The following is a 19,641-nucleotide window of genomic DNA, read 5'->3' as shown; positions in this document are numbered from 1 at the left end:
GAGGCTCACAACTGCTGCACGTCGACGACGCCCGCCACCGCCTTGATCGCGCCGGCGATCTGCGGCGAGACCTTGAAGCGGCCGGGCAGCTTCATCTCCACCTCGGTCTCGAGGTCGAGCATCATCACCAGCGAGACCTCGCCGTCGCCGTTTCCGCGCGGTGCGATGCCGGGACTGCCGACCTTCGGCGCGCCGCCGTTGGACGCCGCCATCTCGGGCCCGGCGAGCCGCTTGGCGATCGAGTCCAGCGGCTTGGTGTCGCGCAGGAAGATGCGCAAGCCCTTCTGCGTCTTGGCCGCGGCATCGTCGAGCGGCTCGGCGTGCAGCACGCGGGCGCGGACGTCCTCGCCCTGGAGCTCGGCCCCGAGCTGCAGCAGCACGGCCGCGCCCGGCTCCAGCACGTCGCGGTATTGCGCAAGGCCTTCGGAGAATAGCACCGCCTCGAAATGGCCGGTGGGATCGGACAGGCCCATGATGCCCATCTTGTTGCCGGTCTTGGTGCGCCGCTCCATGCGCGAGACCACGGTCGCCGCGACCTTGCCGGCGGTGGCGCCGGTCTTCACCGCGCGCGAAAACTCGGCCCAGCTCTGCACCCGCAGGCGCTTCAGCACGGTCGCGTAATCGTCGAGCGGATGTCCGGACAGGAAGAAGCCGATCGCGTCGTATTCGCGGCGCAGCCGCTCGGCCGGCAGCCACGGCTCGACCTGCGGCAGCATGATGGTCGGCGCATCCGCCGACATGCCGAACATGTCGTTCTGGCCGATCGTCGCCGCTTCATGCGCGCGCTGGCAGGCGGCAAGGATCGCGTCCGCACCGGCAAAGACGCGCGCCCGGTTCGGCTCCAGCGTGTCGAAGGCGCCGGCGGCGGCGAGGCTTTCGATGATGCGCTTGTTGATCGCGCGCGGCGAGACGCGCGCGGCGAAATCGGCCAGCGAGGTGAACAGGCCGCCTCTGTTGCGCTCCGCGATGATCTGCTCGATCGCCTGGATACCGACGCCCTTGAGCGCGGCGAGCGCATAGTAGATCGTGTTCTCGCCGACCTCGAAGGTGGCGCCCGAGCGGTTGATGTTCGGCGGCTCGACCTTGATGCCGAGGCGCTGCGCCTCGGAGCGGAATTCCGACAGCTTGTCGGTGTTGTTCAGATCGAGCGTCATGGACGCGGCGATGAACTCCACCGGATAATGCGCCTTCATGTAGGCGGTGTGGTAGGACACCAGCGCATAAGCCGCCGCGTGGCTCTTGTTGAAGCCGTAATCGGCGAATTTTGCGAGCAGCTCGAAGATGGTCTCGGCCTGCCCCTTCGGCACGCCGTTCTTCACCGCACCCGCAACGAAGATGTCGCGCTGCTTGTCCATCTCGGCGCGGATCTTCTTGCCCATGGCGCGGCGCAGGAGGTCGGCGTCGCCGAGCGAATAGCCCGACATCACCTGCGCGATCTGCATCACCTGCTCCTGGTAGATGATGACGCCGAAGGTCTCCTTCAGGATCGGCTCCAGCACGGGATGCAGATATTCCGGCTCCTCGTCGCCGTGCTTGCGGGCGCAATAGGTCGGGATGTTCGCCATCGGGCCCGGCCGATAGAGCGCGACCAGCGCGATGATGTCCTCGAAACGGTCGGGCCGCATGTCGATCAGCGCCCGCCGCATGCCCTGGCTTTCAACCTGGAACACGCCGACCACGTCGCCGCGCGCCAGCATCTGATAACTCTCGGCATCGTCGATCGGCAGCGTGGCGAGATCGACATCGATGCCGCGCGGCTTGAGCAGCTTCACTGCGACGTCCAGCACGGTCAGCGTCTTCAGGCCGAGGAAGTCGAACTTCACGAGCCCCGCAGGCTCGACCCATTTCATGTTGAACTGGGTCACCGGCATGTCGGACTTGGGATCGCGGTAGAGCGGCACGAGCTCGCTCAACGGACGATCGCCGATCACGATGCCGGCCGCGTGGGTCGAGGCGTGGCGGGTCAGGCCTTCGAGACGCTGGGCGATGTCGAAGGCGCGCGCCACCACGGGATCTTCGTCGCGGAACGCCTGCAGCTTCGGCTCGCTCTCGATCGCGGCCGCCAGCGTCACCGGTGCGGCAGGATTCTGCGGCACCAGTTTTGTGAGTTTGTCGACCTGGCCGTAGGGCATCTGCAGCACGCGGCCGACGTCGCGCAAGACGCCGCGCGCCTGCAGCGTGCCGAAGGTGATGATCTGCGCGACCTGGTCACGGCCGTAGCGCTGCTGCACGTAACTGATCACCTCGCCGCGGCGGTCCTGGCAGAAGTCGATGTCGAAGTCCGGCATCGAGACGCGTTCGGGATTGAGAAAGCGCTCGAACAGCAGGCCGAACCTGATCGGGTCGAGGTCGGTGATGGTGAGCGCCCACGCCACCAGCGAGCCTGCGCCAGAGCCGCGGCCCGGCCCGACCGGAATGCCCTGGCTCTTCGCCCATTTGATGAAGTCGGACACGATCAGGAAGTAGCCCGCGTATTTCATGCGCGTGATGACGTCGAGCTCGAAGGCGAGCCGCTTGGCGTAGGTCTCCTCCGTCGTGCCCTGCGACAGGCCGTGGACGCTGAGGCGCTTGGCGAGGCCCTCCTCTGCCTGCCGCTTCAATTCGGCGGCCTCGACCGCGGCCGCATCCGAGCTCGAGGCGGCGCCGACGGTGAAGAACGGCAGGATGGGCTTGCGCGTCATCGGCCGGAACGAACAGCGCTCGGCGATCTCCACCGTCGAGGCCAACGCCTCCGGAATGTCCGCGAACAGCACCGCCATCTCGGCGCGCGTCTTGAAGCGATGATCCGGCGTCAGTTGCACGCGGTCGGTCTCGGCGATCAGCCGGCCGCCGGCGATGCAGAGCAGCGCATCATGCGCTTCGTAATCGTCGGTGGTCGCGAAATACGGCTCGTTGGTCGCAACCAGCGGCAATCCCTTGGCGTAGGCGATGTCGATCAGGCCGCCTTCGACGCGCCGCTCCTGCTCGGTGTTGTGGCGCTGCAATTCGACGTAGAGACGATCGCCGAACAGGCTGGCCAGACGCTCGCACCGCGCGCCGGCGAGCTCGGCCATGCCGCCGGCGAGCGCCAGCGAGATCGGCCCGTCCGGCCCGCCCGTCAGCGCGATCAGGCCCTCGGTCTCGCCCTCGAGCCAGTCGAGCTTGATGAACGGAGCGTGGCTGTCCGGCGATTCCAGGAAGGCGCGCGAGTTCAGCCGCATCAGGCTGCGATAGCCGCGCTCCTGCGCGGCGAGCAGCACCACGCGCGAGGGCCCCATCGCGTTGCGCGCATTGGGATCCTGATCGCCGAAATCGATGGCGAGCTCGCAGCCGACGATCGGCTGGATGCCGGAGCCCGCCATCTTGTCGGAGAATTCCAGCGCGCCGAACAGATTGTCGGTGTCGGTCAGCGCCAGCGCCGGCTGGTGATCCTTCTTGGCGAGCTCGGCGAGCTTGGCGATCTTGATCGAGCCCTTGAGCAGCGAATAGGCCGAGTGAACGTGAAGGTGAACAAATCCGGCGCTCGGCATGGTGGCGTGACGGCCTCTTGCAGATGAGATGGAGCGGTCGCCGGCTCCTCAAGGCATCATGCACTCGCGCGGCCGACTCGGCATCACAATGGTGGGGTCTCGCGCCGCCAGAGTCCACGCCGGAGCGGCCGCTTCGCCGCGTCGTCCGGCTTTTCCCCAGCCGGCCCTGCTCCGGAGCCGCCGGATCAAAGCTGCGGATGATCAAAGCTGCGGGATAACCTGGGCCCAGATCGCGATCATCCCGACGAACAGCGTGATGGACGCCAGTGCAGCCGCCTCTTCCACGAAAATCTTGAACATGGTCGCTTCCTCGCTAGAACGTATGAAGAACATTGTTCTCATTTCGTTCTCAGGAGTCAAGCCTGACCGGGGATCTCGCAGCGTGATGGTTAACTTGCTGAATTCACGCAATAAAAAAGCCCCGGCCGACGGCCGGGGCTTTCGATGACCGCTCGCAGAGAGCGATCGGTATTAGTAACGGCCGACGAGCGGGCCGCCGAACTTGTAGTTCAGGCGGACGAGGCCCATGTCGACGTCCTGACGGATGCGCTCTGTACCGGCAAAGCCGGCGAAGGTGACGTCCTTGTCGGCCAGGAAGATGTGGTTGTACTCGACGCCAACCGACCAGTTCGGTGCGAAGCCGTACTCGAGGCCCGCACCGACAGTGCCGCCCCAACGGGTCTCGCTGGTCGACGCCAGCAGCGGACCACCGAGGCCGTAGATCTCGTACTTGTCGCTGACCACAGCCGCACCACCCTTCACGTAGAGCAGCACGTTGTTCCAGGCATAGCCGACCTGGCCGGTGATCAGACCGAACGCGTCGATCTTGGTCCGGTTGCGGGTGGCAAACAGCGCGCTGATGTTGTCGCCCGAGAAGTCAGCCCAGTTGCCCTGGCCTTCCAGGCCGAACACGAACTGGCCAGACTGCCAGCGATAGCCGATCTGGCCACCGACCGTGCCGCCGGTCGCGTCGTGCGAACCCTCACGACCGACACCAACAAAGTCCCAGGTCGTGTGAGCCCAACCGCCGCCGCCGTTGAGACCGATGTAGAAGCCGCTCCAGTCGTAAACGGCGGCGATCGCCGCCGGCGGAGCCTTGGTGTAAGGCCGTGCCGCGAGATCGGCAGCCAGCGCCGGCGCAGTCGCGCTGAGCGCGACAAGGCTGACAGCGGCGAGCAACAACTTCTTCTTCATTTGATTCCCGTTCCAGTTTCTTCAGAGGCCCCCGGGCCGTGGCGTGGTCATAACAGCGATCGACGGAATTGCTGTAACCGCGACGCAACAGTGCGATCGAAAGGACCTCGCTCGTCAACGAATGTTTATCGGCACGTGCGCGGAAACCCTTTGAAACAAGGGTTTTCAGCAATTCCAATGTCGACGAGGCGAGACAAACTGCATGCGCGCGCAACATCGTCGCACGCACATTCGCGTGATGGGAGAATCGAGAGACGCGCTCGAGTTCCTCGTCGAAATGTCGCCATATTTTCGCTCGCTTTCATCACATTCGTGACCGCATCGATCGCACGCTCGCCCGCGCGCGTTCGGACGATCATCCCTTCTGCCTCATGGGGGATGATAGCCGAGACTGAATAATTGCAGGACCGACACCTACGCGCTGAGAACACCGCGCCGCACGCATGCTTGCCCTCATCGGCATGCTTCGAGCAAGCGGAGCTGCGCGCGCGAACCTATGATCCGAGCTAACGGATCTGCATGCGCATCCCCATCCCTCGCCGTTGGGGCCGCGCCGCCGCTCGCGGGTGATCAGCTCGCTGCAGCGACGCGCGAGCCGCGCGGCGCCGGCACGTTCTCGAACGCAGCATTGGCGGGCCGGACGTCTGTCCGAAACAATGCGCATCGCGCGGCCGCAAGTTGTGACCGCGCCAGTCATCGTATAGCGTCCATCCCGGCCGTCCTTCGCGCAGTCGATCCTTCCATGCTCGCCCGCATCCTGCTCCTCGTTGCCTTGCTCTTGCTTCCGGGCACCTTGCGTGCCGAAGCAACGCCGGGCGAGAAAACCGGATTTGCCTCCAGGCTGACGATCTATCTCGCCAAGGGACCACCCGATGCCTGCGGGCCGGGCTGCGACCGCTGGATCGCCATCGAGGGCGAGATCGATCGGGAGGCTGCGCTGCGCATTCGCCGCTTCCTCGCCGCCGTCAAGGACCTGCAGCGTCCGATCTATCTCCATTCGCCCGGCGGCAACGTCGAGCAGTCCTACGCGATCGCGCGGTTGCTGCGCAGCCGCAAGGCGATCGCCAGGGTTGGCCGGACGATCGCGACCGCCTGTGCGGCGGGCACGCAGGTGGATGGCGCCTGCCTGAAGCTCAAGAACGCAAGCGGCGAGGTCGAGGCCGAGCTCACCACTTACCGTGCCATGTGCAACTCGGCCTGTGGATACATGTTTCTTGGGGCGACATCGCGCGAAGTTGCCCCCGACGCCGCAATGGCGGTGCATAATTCCAGGCTGGTGCTCGCCTTTGCCGGACGGCCTGATCCGGCGGCCGTCGCGGAATACAGGCGTCGCCGGCTCCTGGCGGCCGATCGCGATCGCGCCGCGTTCATCGCAGCGATGGGAATTAGTCGCGAGCTCGATTCCCTGATCCGGACGGTGAAGTTCGAAAGCCTGCACGTGCTGACGCGATCCGAGCTCTACGGGTTCGGCATCGACACGCGACCACTCGCCGAAACGATGTGGCGGCTGGAGAAAGGAGCGCGGCCCTTCATCAGCAAGATGGCCGCGGTGAAGAAGGAAAGCGATGCGTCGTTCCGGACCATGGAATGGCGCCTGTATTGCGAAAACAAGAAGCGCGTGCCGCTGCTGTTCATGGGCGAGATCGACGCAGCCGGCACCGGCCAGAGAACGATCCAGATGGCAGCCAGTGCCGACCTCAGCAAGCAAGCGGGAGGACCTCCGGTGCGGTTCGGAAAGTACGAGGTCTGGAACGGCGCCGTCGATGCCGACATGGTCAAAGCGGTGCTGGCCTCGCACTCCCTGCAGGTCCGGGAAACCACTCCGGAACCAGTGGGTAAGGCGGACATCACGCGCTTCAACATCGATTTGACCGGTTTGCCGTCGGTGTGGACGCAGCTCGGGACGTCGTGCACATCGGCGACGACATCCCCGGCAAACGCCTGGCCAGCGAATCCTCTGCAGCCCACGAACTGGACGGACAGTCCCTGGACAGCAGGTCCCCTGCCGAACGCCAGCGCAGCGCCTTCCGCCGCAGCCGCGCCATGAGCGCGCTGCGAGCGACGAGGCTTGCCAGTCGCTGTTCAGAAGCTGAAGCCTGCGTCGATCAGTCCCCACCCTCGACCGGCGTATAGATCACGAGCTTCAGCGCCGGGTCGTCGTTGGCCTGGAAGCTGGTGTGCTCGAAGTGCAGCACGCCCTTGGTCGGATGGTGCATGGTCTTGCTGCCCGAGATGGTGCTGCGGATGTCGTGCGCCTCCCACCATTCGACGAATTCCGGACTGCCCTCGCGCAGTCGCGTCAGCAGCTCCGTGAAGGCGGGATCTCCGGCCCAGACGTCGTGCGTGGCGCGGAACATCGCGACCATGCGCTTGGCGACCTCGGTCCAGCTCGCGCCGTAGAATTTTCTAGTCTGCTTGTTCGTCAAGACCAGAAGCAGCGTATTGCGATCCCGCTCTGGGAACTGGCTAAAGCCAAAGACCTCCTCCGCCGCCGCATTCCAGGCCAGCACGTCCCAGCGCCGCCCGGTGATGTAAGCCGGCTGATGCAGACTCTCGATCATCCGCCGGATCGACGGTGGCACGATTTCGCGCGTGAACGCGCTTCTTGCACCATCACGGGCCAGCGCCTTCAGATGCGCATGCTCCGTCTTGCTGAGACGGAGGGCCCGGGCCAGCGCATCCACGGTGGTGACGGACGGGCTGACCGTGCGGCCCTGCTCGAGACGGATGTACCAGTCGACGCCGATGCCGGCGAGCTGCGCGACCTCCTCGCGGCGCAGCCCTGCGGTGCGCCGACGCCTGCCCATCGGGAGTCCGACCGCTTTTGGCGACAGCTTTTCGCGGCGGGACCTCAGGAAATCCCCGAATTCGACGCGGCGTGGATCGGCCATTGATTTCGCTCCTCGATGGAGGGCCCCCAGAATACTAGGATAATACCAGGCCTTCCTGCCGCACAACAGCCCTCGCATGTTCCGTGCACCTCACAATGAGGTGCGAACGAAGGTCAACATCATGAAGGCTGCCGTACTCAAATCTTTCGGATTCCCACTGGCCGTCGAGGAGGTTCCCGAACCTGTGCTCGGCACCGGCGAGGTGATCGTCGATGTCGTCGCCACCCGCGTGCTGTCCTATTCCAACGAGGTGTTCAGCGGCGAACGCAAATACGCGTTGGACTTGCCTGTCATTCCCGGAGCCGGCGGCGTCGGCCGCGTGCGCGCGATCGGCCCGGACGCAACGAAATTGTCCGTGGGCGACTGGGTGCTCTGCGATCCGACGGTGCGCTCGCGCGACGACGCGATCGCTCCCGACATTCACCTGCAGGGTGTGAGCGCGCGCGGCGAAGGCGGCATGCGGCTGCAGAAATATTTCCACCACGGCTCCTTCGCCGAGCGGATGAGGGTGCCGACAGAGAACGTGACGCGGCTCGGCGAACTCAGCGAGGCCGAGGCCACCCAATGGAGCGTGCTCGGCACCATGCTCGTGCCCTATGGCGGCTTCCTTGCCGCAAGGCTGCAGCCCGGCGAGACCGTGCTCGTGAGCGGCGCGACCGGCAATTTCGGCAGCGCCGCCGTGGCCGTGGCGCTCGCGATGGGCGCGGCCTGTGTCGTGGCGCCGGGCCGCAACGAGAAGATGCTCGCCGAACTCGTGCGTCGCTATGGCGCGCGCGTCAGGCCGGTGAAGCTGACGGGCAACGAGAATGACGACCGCGAGCTGATGAAGCGCACAGCGCCTGGCCCCATCGATTGCGCGCTCGATATCATGCCGCCCTCCGTCGCCACGACGGTGGTGCGCGCCGCGATCATGACGGTGCGGCCCAATGGCCGTGTCGTGCTGATGGGCGGCGTCAACATGCAGGGCGGCCCGGGCCTGGAGCTGCCCTACAACTGGATCATGCGCGAATGCGTCACGATCCATGGCGTCTGGATGTATCCGCGCGATGCCGCGGCTCGCCTGATCGCGCTGGTGCGCGCGGGGTTGCTCAAGCTGGAGGAGTACGAGACCACAGCCTTCGACCTCGATCATGCCAACGAGGCCGTGGAGCACGCAGCGGCCAATGGCGGGGCGTTCAAATTGACGGTGATCAGGCCTTGAAGCACCGAGGCGGCGGCGGAGCGCCGCCGCCGATTTTTTTCGCAAGTCCCATCAAGCACTTGGCTACTGTGCATGGGGTTGTTTTCGAAGGTTTTTAGTCGAGCTCGACCACTTGGCCGTGCGATAGCGACACGCGCCGGTCCATGCGACCGGCGAGCTCCATGTTGTGGGTCGCGATCAGCATCGACACGTGCGTCGCCTTGACCAGCTGCATCAGGGCCTGGAACACGTGCTCGGCGGTAGCAGGATCGAGGTTGCCGGTCGGCTCGTCCGCAAACAGCACGCGCGGCGCGTTGGCCACTGCACGGGCGATGGCGACACGCTGCTGCTCGCCGCCCGACAGCTCGGCGGGGCGGTGGGTGATGCGGTCTCCGAGGCCGAGATAGCCCAGGATCTCCTTGGCGCGCTTGATGCTCTCGGACTTCTTCAGGCCGCGGATCATCTGCGGCAGCATGACGTTCTCGAGCGCCGAGAATTCCGGCAGCAGCCGGTGCGACTGATAGACGAAGCCGATATCGGTGCGGCGCAGCTGCGTGCGCTCGATGTCTGGCAGTTGCGAGGTCGGCGCGCCCGAGACATAGACCTCGCCGGAATCGGGCGCTTCCAGAAGGCCTGCGATATGCAGCAGCGTCGACTTGCCCGAGCCCGACGGCGCCACCAGCGCGACCGACTGTCCCGCCCACAGCGCCAGCTTGGCGCCGTCGAGGATCGTCAGCGGTACTTCGCCCTGCAAGTACTGCCGCTTTATCTCGTGGAGATAAATGACCGGTACATCTTCCGCCCCCTGCTGCTGCTCCATCAGGCCCTCACTCGTACCGCAGCGCTTCGACGGGATCGAGGCGCGCGGCGCGCCACGACGGATACAGCGTCGCCAGGAACGACAGCGTCAGCGCCATGATGACGACGGCCGTGGTCTCGCCGACGTCGATCTCGGCGGGCAGTTTCGACAGGAAGTAGAGCTCCGGCGAGAACAGCTCGGTCGAGGTCAGCCAGGATAGGAATTGCCGGATCGACTCGATATTGAGACAGATCACGAGGCCGACGCAGAAGCCGACCAGCGTGCCCACCACGCCGATCGAAGCGCCCGTGATCAGGAAGATCCGCATGATCGATCCCTGCGAGGCGCCCATGGTGCGCAGGATCGCGATGTCGCTGCCCTTGTCCTTCACCAGCATGATCAGGCCGGAGACGATGTTGAGCGCGGCGACCAGCACGATCATGGTCAGGATCAGGAACATCACGTTGCGCTCGACCTGGAGCGCGTTGAAGAAGGTCGAGTTGCGCTGCCGCCAGTCGACCAGGAAGACCGGCCGGCCTGCCGCCTCCGTCACCGCCTTGCGGAAGGCATCGATCCTATCGGGGTTGGTGGTGAACACCTCGATCGAGGTGACGTCGTTGCTGCGGTTGAAATAGGCCTGCGCTTCGGCGAGCGGCATGAACACGAAACCGAGATCGTACTCGGACATGCCGATCTCGAACACCGCGACGATCTTGTACGGCTTGATGCGCGGCGTTGTCCCCATCGGCGTCACCGCGCCCTTCGGCGCCACCAGCGTGATGCTGTCGCCGGCATGCAGCGACAGCTGGTCGGCGAGGCGCCGGCCGATCGCAACGCCCTGCCCTTCATCAAACCCCTCGAGCGAGCCCTGCTTGATGTTCTTGGCGATCGAGGTGAGATTGTTGAGATCGTCGGAGCGAATGCCGCGCACAAGGACGCCCGAGGCGTTCCACGGCGATGACGCCAGCGCCTGACCGTCCACCACGGGTGCCGCAAGACGAATGCCCTCGACCTGGCTGAGGCGGTCGGCGACGTCCTTCCAGTCTGTCAGTGGCGATTCCAGGGGCTGGACCAGGATGTGGCCGTTGAGGCCCAGGATCTTGTCGAGCAGCTCCTTGCGGAAGCCGTTCATCACGGCCATGACGATGATCAGCGTCGCGACGCCGAGCATGATGCCGAGAAAGGAGAACCCGGCGATGACCGAGATGAATCCCTCCTTGCGGCGCGCCCGCAAATAGCGCGCCGACAGCATCCACTCGAAGGGCGCGAAAGGCGCGGTTTGCACGGTTTCGGTCATGGTCTCATCCATCGCTCGATAATCCCATGATTCGGGGTCAATTGTGGCCGGATTGGCGGCCGCGATATCGCGCGATGAACAATATTCAGCCGGCCAGCCTGATCAGCCCACAAGTCTTGCGACCGCGTCGGCAGGCGACATAGTCTCGCGCGCGCCGTCACTGCGCCGCTTGATCTCGACCTTGCCGTCGGCGAGCCCCTTCGGCCCGATCATGATCTGCCAGGGGATGCCGATCAGGTCGGCGGCGGCAAATTTGGCGCCGGCGCGTTGGTCGGTGTCGTCATAGAGTACGTCGACGCGCTTGGCCGTCAGCTCGGCATAGAGCTTCTCGCAGGCCGCATCGACCGCGGCATCGCCCTGCTTCAGGTTGAGGATCGAAACGCGGAACGGTGCCACCGCCTCCGGCCATTTGATGCCGGCATCGTCATGGCAGGCCTCGATGATGGCGCCCAGCAGGCGCGATACGCCGACGCCGTACGAGCCGCCATGGATCGGCACGTCGACGCCGTCAGGCCCGGCCACCAGCGCCTTCATCGGCTCGGAATATTTGGTGCCGAAATAGAAGATCTGGCCGACCTCGATGCCGCGGGTGTTCACGCGCTTGTCCACGGGCACCTCCTGCTCGAACCGTGCTGCGTCGTGGACGTCTTCGGTCGCTGCGTAGAGCGAGGTCCATTGCTTGATGATCGGCGTCAGGTCGCTCTCATAATCGACGTCCTCGCCCGGCACCGGCAGGTCCAGCACGTCGCGATTGATGAACACGCCGGATTCGCCGGTCTCGGCGAGCACGATGAATTCGTGGCTGAGATCGCCGCCGATCGGGCCGGTCTCGGCGCGCATCGGGATCGCCTTCAGCCCCATCCGCGCAAAGGTGCGCAAATATGCGACGAACATCTTGTTGTAGGCGACGCGTGCTGCGGCCTCGTTGAGGTCGAAGGAATAGGCGTCCTTCATCAGAAACTCGCGACCGCGCATCACGCCGAAACGCGGACGCTGCTCGTCGCGGAATTTCCATTGGATATGATAGAGATTGAGCGGCAGGTTCTTGTAGGACTTCACGTAGGCGCGGAAAATCTCGGTGATCATTTCCTCGTTGGTCGGCCCGTACAATAGCTCGCGCTTGTGGCGGTCGGCGATGCGTAGCATCTCCGGGCCGTACGCATCGTAGCGGCCGCTCTCGCGCCAGAGATCGGCGAGCTGAAGCGTCGGCATCAAGACCTCGATCGCGCCGGAGCGGTCCTGCTCCTCGCGGACGATCTGCTCGATCTTCTTCAGCACGCGAAACCCGAGCGGCAGCCAGGCATAGATGCCCGCCGCCTCCTGCCGGATCATGCCGGCACGCAGCATCAGCCGATGCGAGACGATCTCCGCCTCTTTGGGGTTTTCCTTCAGGATGGGCAGAAAGAACCGCGACAACCGCATGGTCATACTCTGGGAATCAGTGATCGCCTGCAGTGAAACCGGATTGGGAGCGAAAACACAAGGCGGGAATGAGGAAAAGCCGCTAACGCGGCGAAATACTTGTCATTTTTCCGTTGCCTTCAGGTTTGACTTGAGGAGCAGCGTGCTCTGCGAAGCCGGCAAGCCTAGGGCGGCGGCACCTCGAGTTCATCCGAGAGCGAGATCTTCTCGAAATCGCTCACGAGCGCCTCGATCCGCACACGCCAGCGGCCGGCAAAGGGCAGCTCGACCTTGCGCACATGCCAATAGCCATCCGGCCCGAGCGAGGCGCCCCGTTCCATCGGCTCGATGCCGCGTTCGGGCAGGCTGAGCGTCAAGATCACCTCTTTGGCCGCCAGGGGCACCCCCTCGCCGGTCATGAGCTGGAGCACGAAATCGTCCTTGCCCGCCTTTCCAGGAGACACCAGCACCTGGAACATTGCCTTGTCGCTGTGGATGTGGATGGCCAAAGGCGTCTCCGGAACGATCGTTCGCGGCGGTGGCGTGAAGCGCCAGCCGGCGACAACGGCGAAGATGGCGAGGGAAATCATGCATTCGAGGAGGATCGATCGCTTCAGGATGATCTGGGCTCCGCGACGTGCGAGTACCGGAGTGAGGCGGAAACGATTGAGCGCCGCAAGTGCGAGCAGCATGAGGACCAGCGCGAGCTTGACCGAGAGGATGAGGCCATAGCGGGTCTCGACCAACGCCGAAGCTTTCTCGAGCTGAACAATCGCAAGGGCAAGGCCCGTCAATGCCAGCACGCCGACCGCCGGCATGGCGACTCCCGAGAAGCGCTTCACGACGGCAAGCGCTGCTGGCGTCGGCTTCGACAGCAATGCCGCCAGCGGAGCAAGAGCGCCGATCCACAGCGCAACGCACAAGCCGTGAAGTAATATCGCCAGTCGCATTATCACTTGAGGCGGCGTCGTGGCGGCGTGCCCGCTCATGGCGAGCGACAAGCCCACACCGACCATGGCAATGATCGCAAGCGCCCGCGAAGACCATGTGCTGCGCAGCGCCAGCAGAGCGAACAGCATCGCGGCGGCGGCAACAAGAGACGCGCGGCCGGCACTGGTTGCGACCGCGACCTTCCAAGGCGCGAACGCCGCGAGCGCCGCCGGCGGCAGGCCGAGAAGATCGAGACCCAGCGCACCGAGGGACACGACCGCGCTCGAAAGGCCGACCGCGAGCGCCACGCGCGGCACGGTCATGCCGGCCAGAGACCATGATATCCAGCGCGCGAACCACACACCGCCGACGCCAACGAACAGACCGACATAGAGGCCAACGCGCGCCAGCCAGATCAGCGCGCCCAACCAATGGTCCGTACTCGCGGGCAGCTTCGTCTCCGACGGCATGCCGATCGAAAACATCAGCGATCCCACGACCGGATGGCCATCCTGCGAGACCACGCGATAGCTGACGACCGCGGTCCCTTCCGGCAGATCCGACGGCATCGCGATCGAAATCGTCTCGCCCGACGCAGTGACGCGTGTCTCGTCCCGCGCCCTGCCGGCCCCGTCGATCAGCCTGATCGCGCCCGGCGTCACCGGTTCATTGAACCGCAGCTCCACCACCTTGGGCGCGGTTGCTAGCGTGCTGCCGCTCGCCGGCTCGACCGAGATCAGCGCCGCATGCGCGAGCGCACCGCTTGCAAAGCCCGCAGCGAAGAGCAGCGTCGCGAGCGCGGCGAGGAGACGCATCAGGGTTTCGGCAGGAGCTTCACGCCAGGCGCCGGCGACTTGCCCTCATGAGAATGCCCTGCCCCTTCGGCTGGGATTTCGATCCAGCGGCTGACGCCGGTCTCGCATTCCTGAACCACGGGGAAGTACAGGGTCGTGTTCGGCTTGAGCCTGTCGGTCAGCACCGTGTGCATGATGAACTCGTCATAGTACTTGTCCGGCAGCCTGCCGCCGGACCACGCCACCTCCTTGACGCCGGACGAGAGCTTATTGCCGTGATAGTCGTATTCCCCGGCATATTTGCCCTCGACGAGGTCGATGGTCCAGCCGGCCTTCGGCATCGGTTTCACCGCGATGACCCCTTCCGGAATCTGCACGCGGATCTTCACCGTCGGCGAACCCGCGCAGCCATGCGGCACGGTGAAGACGGCCTTGTAGGATGCACCGATGGTGGCTTGCTTGGTCTCGAGCGAGACGTGCGCCGCCACTGGTGATGCGGCGAGCGCGGCTATCAGGATCAGGCAGGATCGCATATTCGGTCTCCCGAGAGTCCAGAACAGCCTCATTTCATCTTCATTCCCGAATGATCCGGCATTTTCTTCATGTCCATGTGACCCGCGTGTCCGCCATCGCCCGGCGCCTGTGCGCCGACGCCCTGGACGTCGAGTGCAACAGTGACCTTTCCGGCCTTCTCGAACTGAAGCGTCACCGGCACCTTGTCGCCCTGCTTGAACGGTCCCTTAAGCTCCTGCAGCATCAAATGATTGCCGCCGGGCGCGAGCTTCACGGTCTTGCCGGGATCGATCGCCAGTCCCTTGTCGAGCGGGCGCATCTTCATCACGCCATTGTCCATCGCCATCTCGTGAATTTCGGCCTTGCCTGCGATATCGGCGGACACGCTGACCAGCCTGTCGGCCGCGCTGCCCTTGTTTTCGATGGTCAGATAGCCGCCGGCGACCTTGGCGCCGCCCGGCGTCGCCCGGCTCCAGGCCTGCGAGATGACGAGATCGCCGGTCTTGACGTCCTCGGCTGCGCCCCCCGCGCTGGTGCCAAGCAGCATGGCGACGGCGAGAAGTGATAGCTTGATCCTGTTCATTTGGTTTCCTCGGCTTTGATCTGATCGAGCATGGTCGGTCGTGGTGGTTTTCGGCAGCCTCAGTGCGCTTACCATCGATACCTCATTCCGGTGTAGACGGCCCGGCCGGCGCCTGGCTCAAACAACGCCGACGTCGCGGTGGCGCGATCGATGATATTGGCGCTTGCAATGTAGGTCCTGTTGGTGAGGTTTCGACCCTCGATATAGGCGGAGAACGGCCCGCCATTGTCGAAGCCCGCTTTCAATCCGAGCAGCGCATAGGACTCCGTCGTCAACGTGTTCATACTGTCGACAAAATAGGCTTGCGGCACCCATTCGACGTTCGGACCAGCATAGAACCCAGTCGGATGCTTGTAGAGCAATTCGGCGCGTAAATAGTGACGTGGCGCACCGGGCAGCTGGTTGTTGCCGAACCTCGTGTCGCTATCGAAGCGAAAATCGCTATAAGTATAGGCCATGTTGAGCCACAGCTTGTCGGGCGCGCCTCCTGTCACGAAGATGTCGCGGAAGATTGCTGCCCCTGCCCCAGCCTCCACGCCCTGGTGGAAGGTTCGGTCGGCATTGGTCACGTTGCAATTGCCGAAGGCGCTGTAGAGGCACAGCAGTTCATCGCGGATATTGGCGCGATAGGCGGTCAGCTCCCACGTGTAGTCGGGCCGTCTCATGCGCGTCCCGATCTCGTAGGTCGTCGCAATCTGCGGGCGGATGCTGGTGAACGGAATCGTCGGAATGCCAGGACCGCGCGCGCTCTCGCCGAAGCTCGGCACTTCGGCGCTCCGCGAAACGTTGGCGAAGGCCTGCCAGGTCGGGGCGATCTGCCACAGCAGGCCCGTCTTCGGCGACCAAAGATCAAAGCGGGTTGCTCCCGACTGGTCGCCGTCGCTAAGAAACCGGTCCCGCCGATTGCGGGTCGCATGCAGAAATTGCGCGCCGGCAATCGCGGCGACGTTCGGCAGAAAGTAGAAGCTGTCCTCGACGTAAACCGAGGTGTTCTCCGAGCGATCGAACGACGACGACAGCAATGCCCCCTTCTGTCCGGCAATGTTGGCGAATTGCTGGTTGTCGATGCTGCCATTCAACAGGTTGACGCCCGCGACCAGCCTGTTGCGGTAGCCGCCGATGATGCGGTCGTCCGTAACCTTCGCGAAGCCGCCGTAATCCTTGTAGCGATAATCGAGCCACTGGAAGATCGGATGCATGAGGTGCCGGTCGACGCCGAAGGCGCCGAACTCGAACCTGGTGTCGTCGAACCGGATCGTCGTTTTGTTTGCCAGCCTGACCGTGTCGATGTTGCGCTGCTGGTCCAGGGCAACGTTCGCCGGAGCCGCGGCCTCCGGATTGGTCAAGGCAGACGCCTTGGTGACGGTTCCTGGAATGCGTTGCCGCACCTCGTTGGCGCTGAGATAGAACCGCGTCTCGAAATCCGGCGAGAACTGGTAGCCAACATTGCCGCTCACGCGGTTGGCTGAGCCGAAGCTGTGATCGCGGAAGCCGTCCGTGGCCTGCGTCGATGCGGTGACGAAACCATCCCACGGCCCGTTGGCGCCCCCCGCATTGGCCTGCAGCCGCCTGAAGCCGAAGGCTCCCACGTCGAGCGAGACGCCATTCGGAAATCGGTCGCGTCCCGATGGCGTCACGAAGTTGACGGCGCCTCCCAGCGAATTGGCTCCGAACTGCAGCGCATTCCCGCCCTTGTACACCTCGACGTATTTGTAGGCGGTCGGGTCGATCTCCTGGAAATCGCCGTAGCCGTCCGCCGTGTTGATCGGGATGCCGTCCATGTAAAGCTGCACGCCACGCAGATGGAAATTTCGCGACAGGCCGGATCCGCGGATCGAAAGCCGTGTGTCGTCGCCCCATTTCGGCTGCGCAAACACGCCGGGCACGTAGTCCAGGATGTCCTTGATCGTGCTTGCGGGAGTAGAATTCCGGTAGGCCTCCGCTGTGACCAGCGCTACGCCGCCCGGCGTCTGGTTGATCTCGCTCAGCGCCTGCTGGGCGGTGAGAACCGTCAGGGCACCAGGGCCCGCGATCCCTTCGGAAGCTGCCGTCGGTTGCGCAGGCGCAGTTGCAGGCGCGCGGGCCCGCGTTGATCGCGCGGCGGTTCGCTGTGCGCGGGGTGGTGAGGCCCGTTTCTCCCGCGGCGCGTCGACGGTGACAGGGGGAAGTTCGCGTCGGTTTTCCTCCGCGATTGCATTGGACGGCATAACGAAGGCAGAACCTGAGGCAAGCAGAATTCCGGGTGCGGAAAGCAGTCGAAAGAAGCCTGAACGAGGCATGAGGTCATTCCTGATGCCGGCAGAGAGCCGGCGCATTGCGATCCCGGCACGGCCGAAGCCGGCGCGGAGCTGAAGGTTTCGCGGATCAGGAAATGCGAGGGGGAGCGCGTGCCCGGGCGCTCGAACCGTCGACGGGGGCGAGGACGGGCGCGTTCGCCACGTGCCAGACGATGCGGGCGATGGGGCGGACGGGAGTTGAGAACGCCGCATGAGGCGGCGCGTCAAGCGAGGCGTCGGCGTGCGCGAGGCAGCAAAGCGCACAGGTGCCAGCTTTTGCGGCCGGTGTCCCGGTCTCGTCGACCGGGCCGCCCTGCTCGCTTGCACTATGGCAGATGACGGCAGCTGACAGCGGATCGGCCGCAGCTTGGCCGGCCGCGAGACAGGCGGCGATCGGCGCCAGCACCTGCATCACCAGGGCGAGCAGGACCAGGGGCAGGAATTTTTGCAGGCGTGCGCGCATCCGCCGGACCATTCGTTCGTGCGCTAACTAATCACTCGGGTGCAGCCGAGTCGAGGCCAGTTCAGCCGCCTGCTTGGCCCTGCGCAAATTGCTCGAAAACTGTGGTCGGACGACCCGACCCTCCCGTGGGCCGGCATCTAAGGCAGGGGAAACCGCCCGGCCATCCACAAATTTCTTATACTTGTCATATATTTAGCTGAGCGGAAGCCCGATCGTTTCGTCAGCTGCTCCTATTTTGAACATTCGTTGCCGAAAATGATGACAAGTGAGAAAAGTTGATCTAGCATCCCTCTTGCTCAGGCGCTGACCGCGAGGTCGAGGCCTAGTGGTCCAAGTCTCGGGAGGAGCCCCTGGCGCGCAAAACGCAGCGTCGCCCCGTCAATCAAGATCAATTCTTAAGATCGGGGATAATAGGGTCGACACAATTTTTGAGCGGGGCCAGGGCCCCGCTCTTTTTTTGCCCGCGCGGCTGAACTGTCGATGAACGCGGCCTTTCATCCGATCGACGACGGCCTCGACCGCGCGGCCTCGCACTGCGCCGATCTCACGCCGCACGTCCACAACCTCTGTTCGAACCGCTTCCGGAAACGCAGGCGGCCATTCTGAATTTCGCCGGCGAGTGCCGCGGGAATTTCCAGCTGATCGCCTCGCACGATGCACTCAGGCTGCCGCGATCTCGCGGCTGATTGAAGATTGAGTGCGAACAACTCTTGTGAGAGACTTTAGGACATCGGTCGCGCAACCAATGACGCGCCGACGACAAATATATGGGAGCGAGCGATGTCCGGGACGAAAGATTTCTCGACGACGAGGCGCGATCTTCTTCAGGCGGCAGCGACCGCCGGCGCCGGAGCTGCCCTCCTCGGCAGCATGGGCATAAACCCCGCGCTGGCGGCCGAGGTCGGACGCAGCGAAAAGCCGCTGAAGGCGGCCTTCTCCAATGCCGGCCTTCAGGCGACCTGGTGCGCGCAAGGCAAGCAGGCCGCGGAATTCTGGGGCAAGCTGTTCAATGTCGAAGTCACGTGGTTCGACGGCCAGCTCGATGCGGTGAAGCAGCGCGCGGCGATCGACAACATGGCCTCGCAGAAATGGGATTTCGTCGCGATCCAGGCCTTCGGCATCGGCACCCTCACCCAGCCGGTGCAGAAGATGATCGACGCCGGCACGCCCGTGATCGACATGGACACGCTGATCGCGCCGCTCGATCAGATCAACGTCCATTCCTTCCTCGCTCCCGACAACGAGTTCATGGGCGCCTCGGTGACGCAGGCGCTGTGCAACGCCATGGGCGGCAAGGGCAAGATCATCATGACGCAGGGCGCGCTCGGCCATACCGGTGCGCAGGGCCGCGCCAAGGGCTTCAACTCGGTGGTCAAGCAATTCCCCGGCATCGAGGTGCTGGACACCCAGCCGGCCGATTGGGACGTGTCGAAGACCGCGCGTCTCTGGGAAACGTATCTCACGAAATATCCCCAGATCGACGCGGCCTTCTTCCACAATGACGACATGGCGCTGGCCGCCTACAACATCATGAAGGCGCGCAATCGCACCAACATCCTGATCGGCGGGGTCGACGCCATGCCGCCGGCAATCCAGGCGGTCAGCGAAGGCCGCATGTTCGCGACCGTCCGCAATCCGTCCTGCCGCATCCATGGCGGCGCGATCATCGCGGGTGTCTCAGCCGTGGTCGGCGGCGAGAAGAGCGGACAGGGCATCCCGAAGAACGTCGTCACCGATGGCCCGGTGGTGACCAAGGCCAATGCCGCCGGGATGCAGTGGATGCAGGATCACTTCCTGATCTGAGCCTCCAG

The 19,641-nt window shown here is 64.4% G+C and carries 14 protein-coding genes; 3 read left to right on the top strand and 11 right to left on the bottom strand.

The genetic code is table 11. The features are described 5' to 3' along the window. Positions 1 to 5: 5 nt before the first annotated feature. Together dnaE and HZZ13_RS09400 are read right to left on the bottom strand one after the other, a co-directional pair. Entirely contained in the window at positions 6 to 3,509 is a 3,504-nt protein-coding gene (gene dnaE / locus HZZ13_RS09405) for a DNA polymerase III subunit alpha (RefSeq protein WP_197959337.1), read from the bottom strand. 471 nt (positions 3,510 to 3,980) lie between these two features. Continuing rightward, positions 3,981 to 4,703: an outer membrane protein gene (locus tag HZZ13_RS09400; protein WP_197959336.1), complete on the bottom strand. Its 723-nt coding sequence runs from the start codon at positions 4,701 to 4,703 to the stop codon at positions 3,981 to 3,983. 742 nt (positions 4,704 to 5,445) lie between these two features. On the opposite strand from HZZ13_RS09400, the gene HZZ13_RS09395 reads away from it, so the two are divergent. Further along, the gene (locus HZZ13_RS09395) at positions 5,446 to 6,750 is read left to right on the top strand and encodes a hypothetical protein (protein WP_197959335.1); all 1,305 of its coding nucleotides are present in this window, start codon (positions 5,446 to 5,448) and stop codon (positions 6,748 to 6,750) included. A gap of 58 nt (positions 6,751 to 6,808) precedes the next feature. Here the strand turns inward: HZZ13_RS09395 and HZZ13_RS09390 are convergent, their stop codons facing one another. Beyond that, entirely contained in the window at positions 6,809 to 7,594 is a 786-nt protein-coding gene (locus HZZ13_RS09390; protein WP_197959334.1) for a helix-turn-helix transcriptional regulator, read from the bottom strand. 121 nt (positions 7,595 to 7,715) lie between these two features. On the opposite strand from HZZ13_RS09390, the gene HZZ13_RS09385 reads away from it, so the two are divergent. Next, positions 7,716 to 8,795, top strand: a complete 1,080-nt coding sequence (locus HZZ13_RS09385) for a quinone oxidoreductase family protein (protein WP_197959333.1) — start codon at positions 7,716 to 7,718, stop codon at positions 8,793 to 8,795. A gap of 94 nt (positions 8,796 to 8,889) precedes the next feature. On the opposite strand, the gene HZZ13_RS09380 is transcribed toward HZZ13_RS09385, so the two are convergent. The 8 genes from HZZ13_RS09380 to HZZ13_RS09345 form a co-directional block, all read right to left on the bottom strand. Next, positions 8,890 to 9,594: an ABC transporter ATP-binding protein gene (locus HZZ13_RS09380; RefSeq protein WP_197959332.1), complete on the bottom strand. Its 705-nt coding sequence runs from the start codon at positions 9,592 to 9,594 to the stop codon at positions 8,890 to 8,892. A gap of 7 nt (positions 9,595 to 9,601) precedes the next feature. Beyond that, positions 9,602 to 10,882 carry a lipoprotein-releasing ABC transporter permease subunit gene (locus HZZ13_RS09375; RefSeq protein WP_197959331.1) on the bottom strand — a complete coding sequence of 427 codons (1,281 nt, stop codon included), beginning with the start codon at positions 10,880 to 10,882 and terminating at the stop codon, positions 9,602 to 9,604. A 90-nt stretch (positions 10,883 to 10,972) separates the two neighbouring features. Continuing rightward, a complete protein-coding gene (gene proS / locus HZZ13_RS09370; RefSeq protein WP_197959489.1) occupies positions 10,973 to 12,292 on the bottom strand; it encodes a proline--tRNA ligase in 1,320 nt (439 codons plus the stop codon). Between the two features lie 164 nt (positions 12,293 to 12,456). After that, on the bottom strand, positions 12,457 to 14,016 hold the full coding sequence (locus tag HZZ13_RS09365) for a copper resistance CopC/CopD family protein (RefSeq protein ID WP_197959330.1): 1,560 nt from the start codon (positions 14,014 to 14,016) through the stop codon (positions 12,457 to 12,459). Beyond that, complete coding sequence (locus tag HZZ13_RS09360) at positions 14,016 to 14,528, bottom strand: YcnI family protein (RefSeq protein WP_197959329.1); 513 nt, start codon at positions 14,526 to 14,528, stop codon at positions 14,016 to 14,018. The genes HZZ13_RS09365 and HZZ13_RS09360 overlap by 1 nt, the downstream gene beginning before the upstream one ends. 29 nt (positions 14,529 to 14,557) lie before the next feature. Next, positions 14,558 to 15,091: a copper chaperone PCu(A)C gene (locus HZZ13_RS09355; protein ID WP_197959328.1), complete on the bottom strand. Its 534-nt coding sequence runs from the start codon at positions 15,089 to 15,091 to the stop codon at positions 14,558 to 14,560. A 68-nt stretch (positions 15,092 to 15,159) separates the two neighbouring features. Next, entirely contained in the window at positions 15,160 to 17,370 is a 2,211-nt protein-coding gene (locus HZZ13_RS09350) for a TonB-dependent receptor family protein (RefSeq protein WP_376707025.1), read from the bottom strand. Between the two features lie 85 nt (positions 17,371 to 17,455). Next, positions 17,456 to 17,830, bottom strand: coding sequence for a DUF2946 family protein (locus HZZ13_RS09345; RefSeq protein ID WP_197959326.1), 375 nt, complete (start codon positions 17,828 to 17,830; stop codon positions 17,456 to 17,458). A gap of 780 nt (positions 17,831 to 18,610) precedes the next feature. On the opposite strand from HZZ13_RS09345, the gene HZZ13_RS09340 reads away from it, so the two are divergent. Next, a complete protein-coding gene (locus HZZ13_RS09340) occupies positions 18,611 to 19,633 on the top strand; it encodes a sugar ABC transporter substrate-binding protein (protein ID WP_197959325.1) in 1,023 nt (340 codons plus the stop codon). Positions 19,634 to 19,641: the final 8 nt, after the last annotated feature.

The organism is Bradyrhizobium agreste (assembly GCF_016031625.1).
In the GTDB taxonomy this organism is placed as follows: Bacteria; Pseudomonadota; Alphaproteobacteria; order Rhizobiales; family Xanthobacteraceae; genus Bradyrhizobium; species Bradyrhizobium agreste.
The sequence above is the reverse complement of the archived record's forward strand: the minus strand, read 5'-3'. Positions and strand labels throughout refer to the sequence as shown.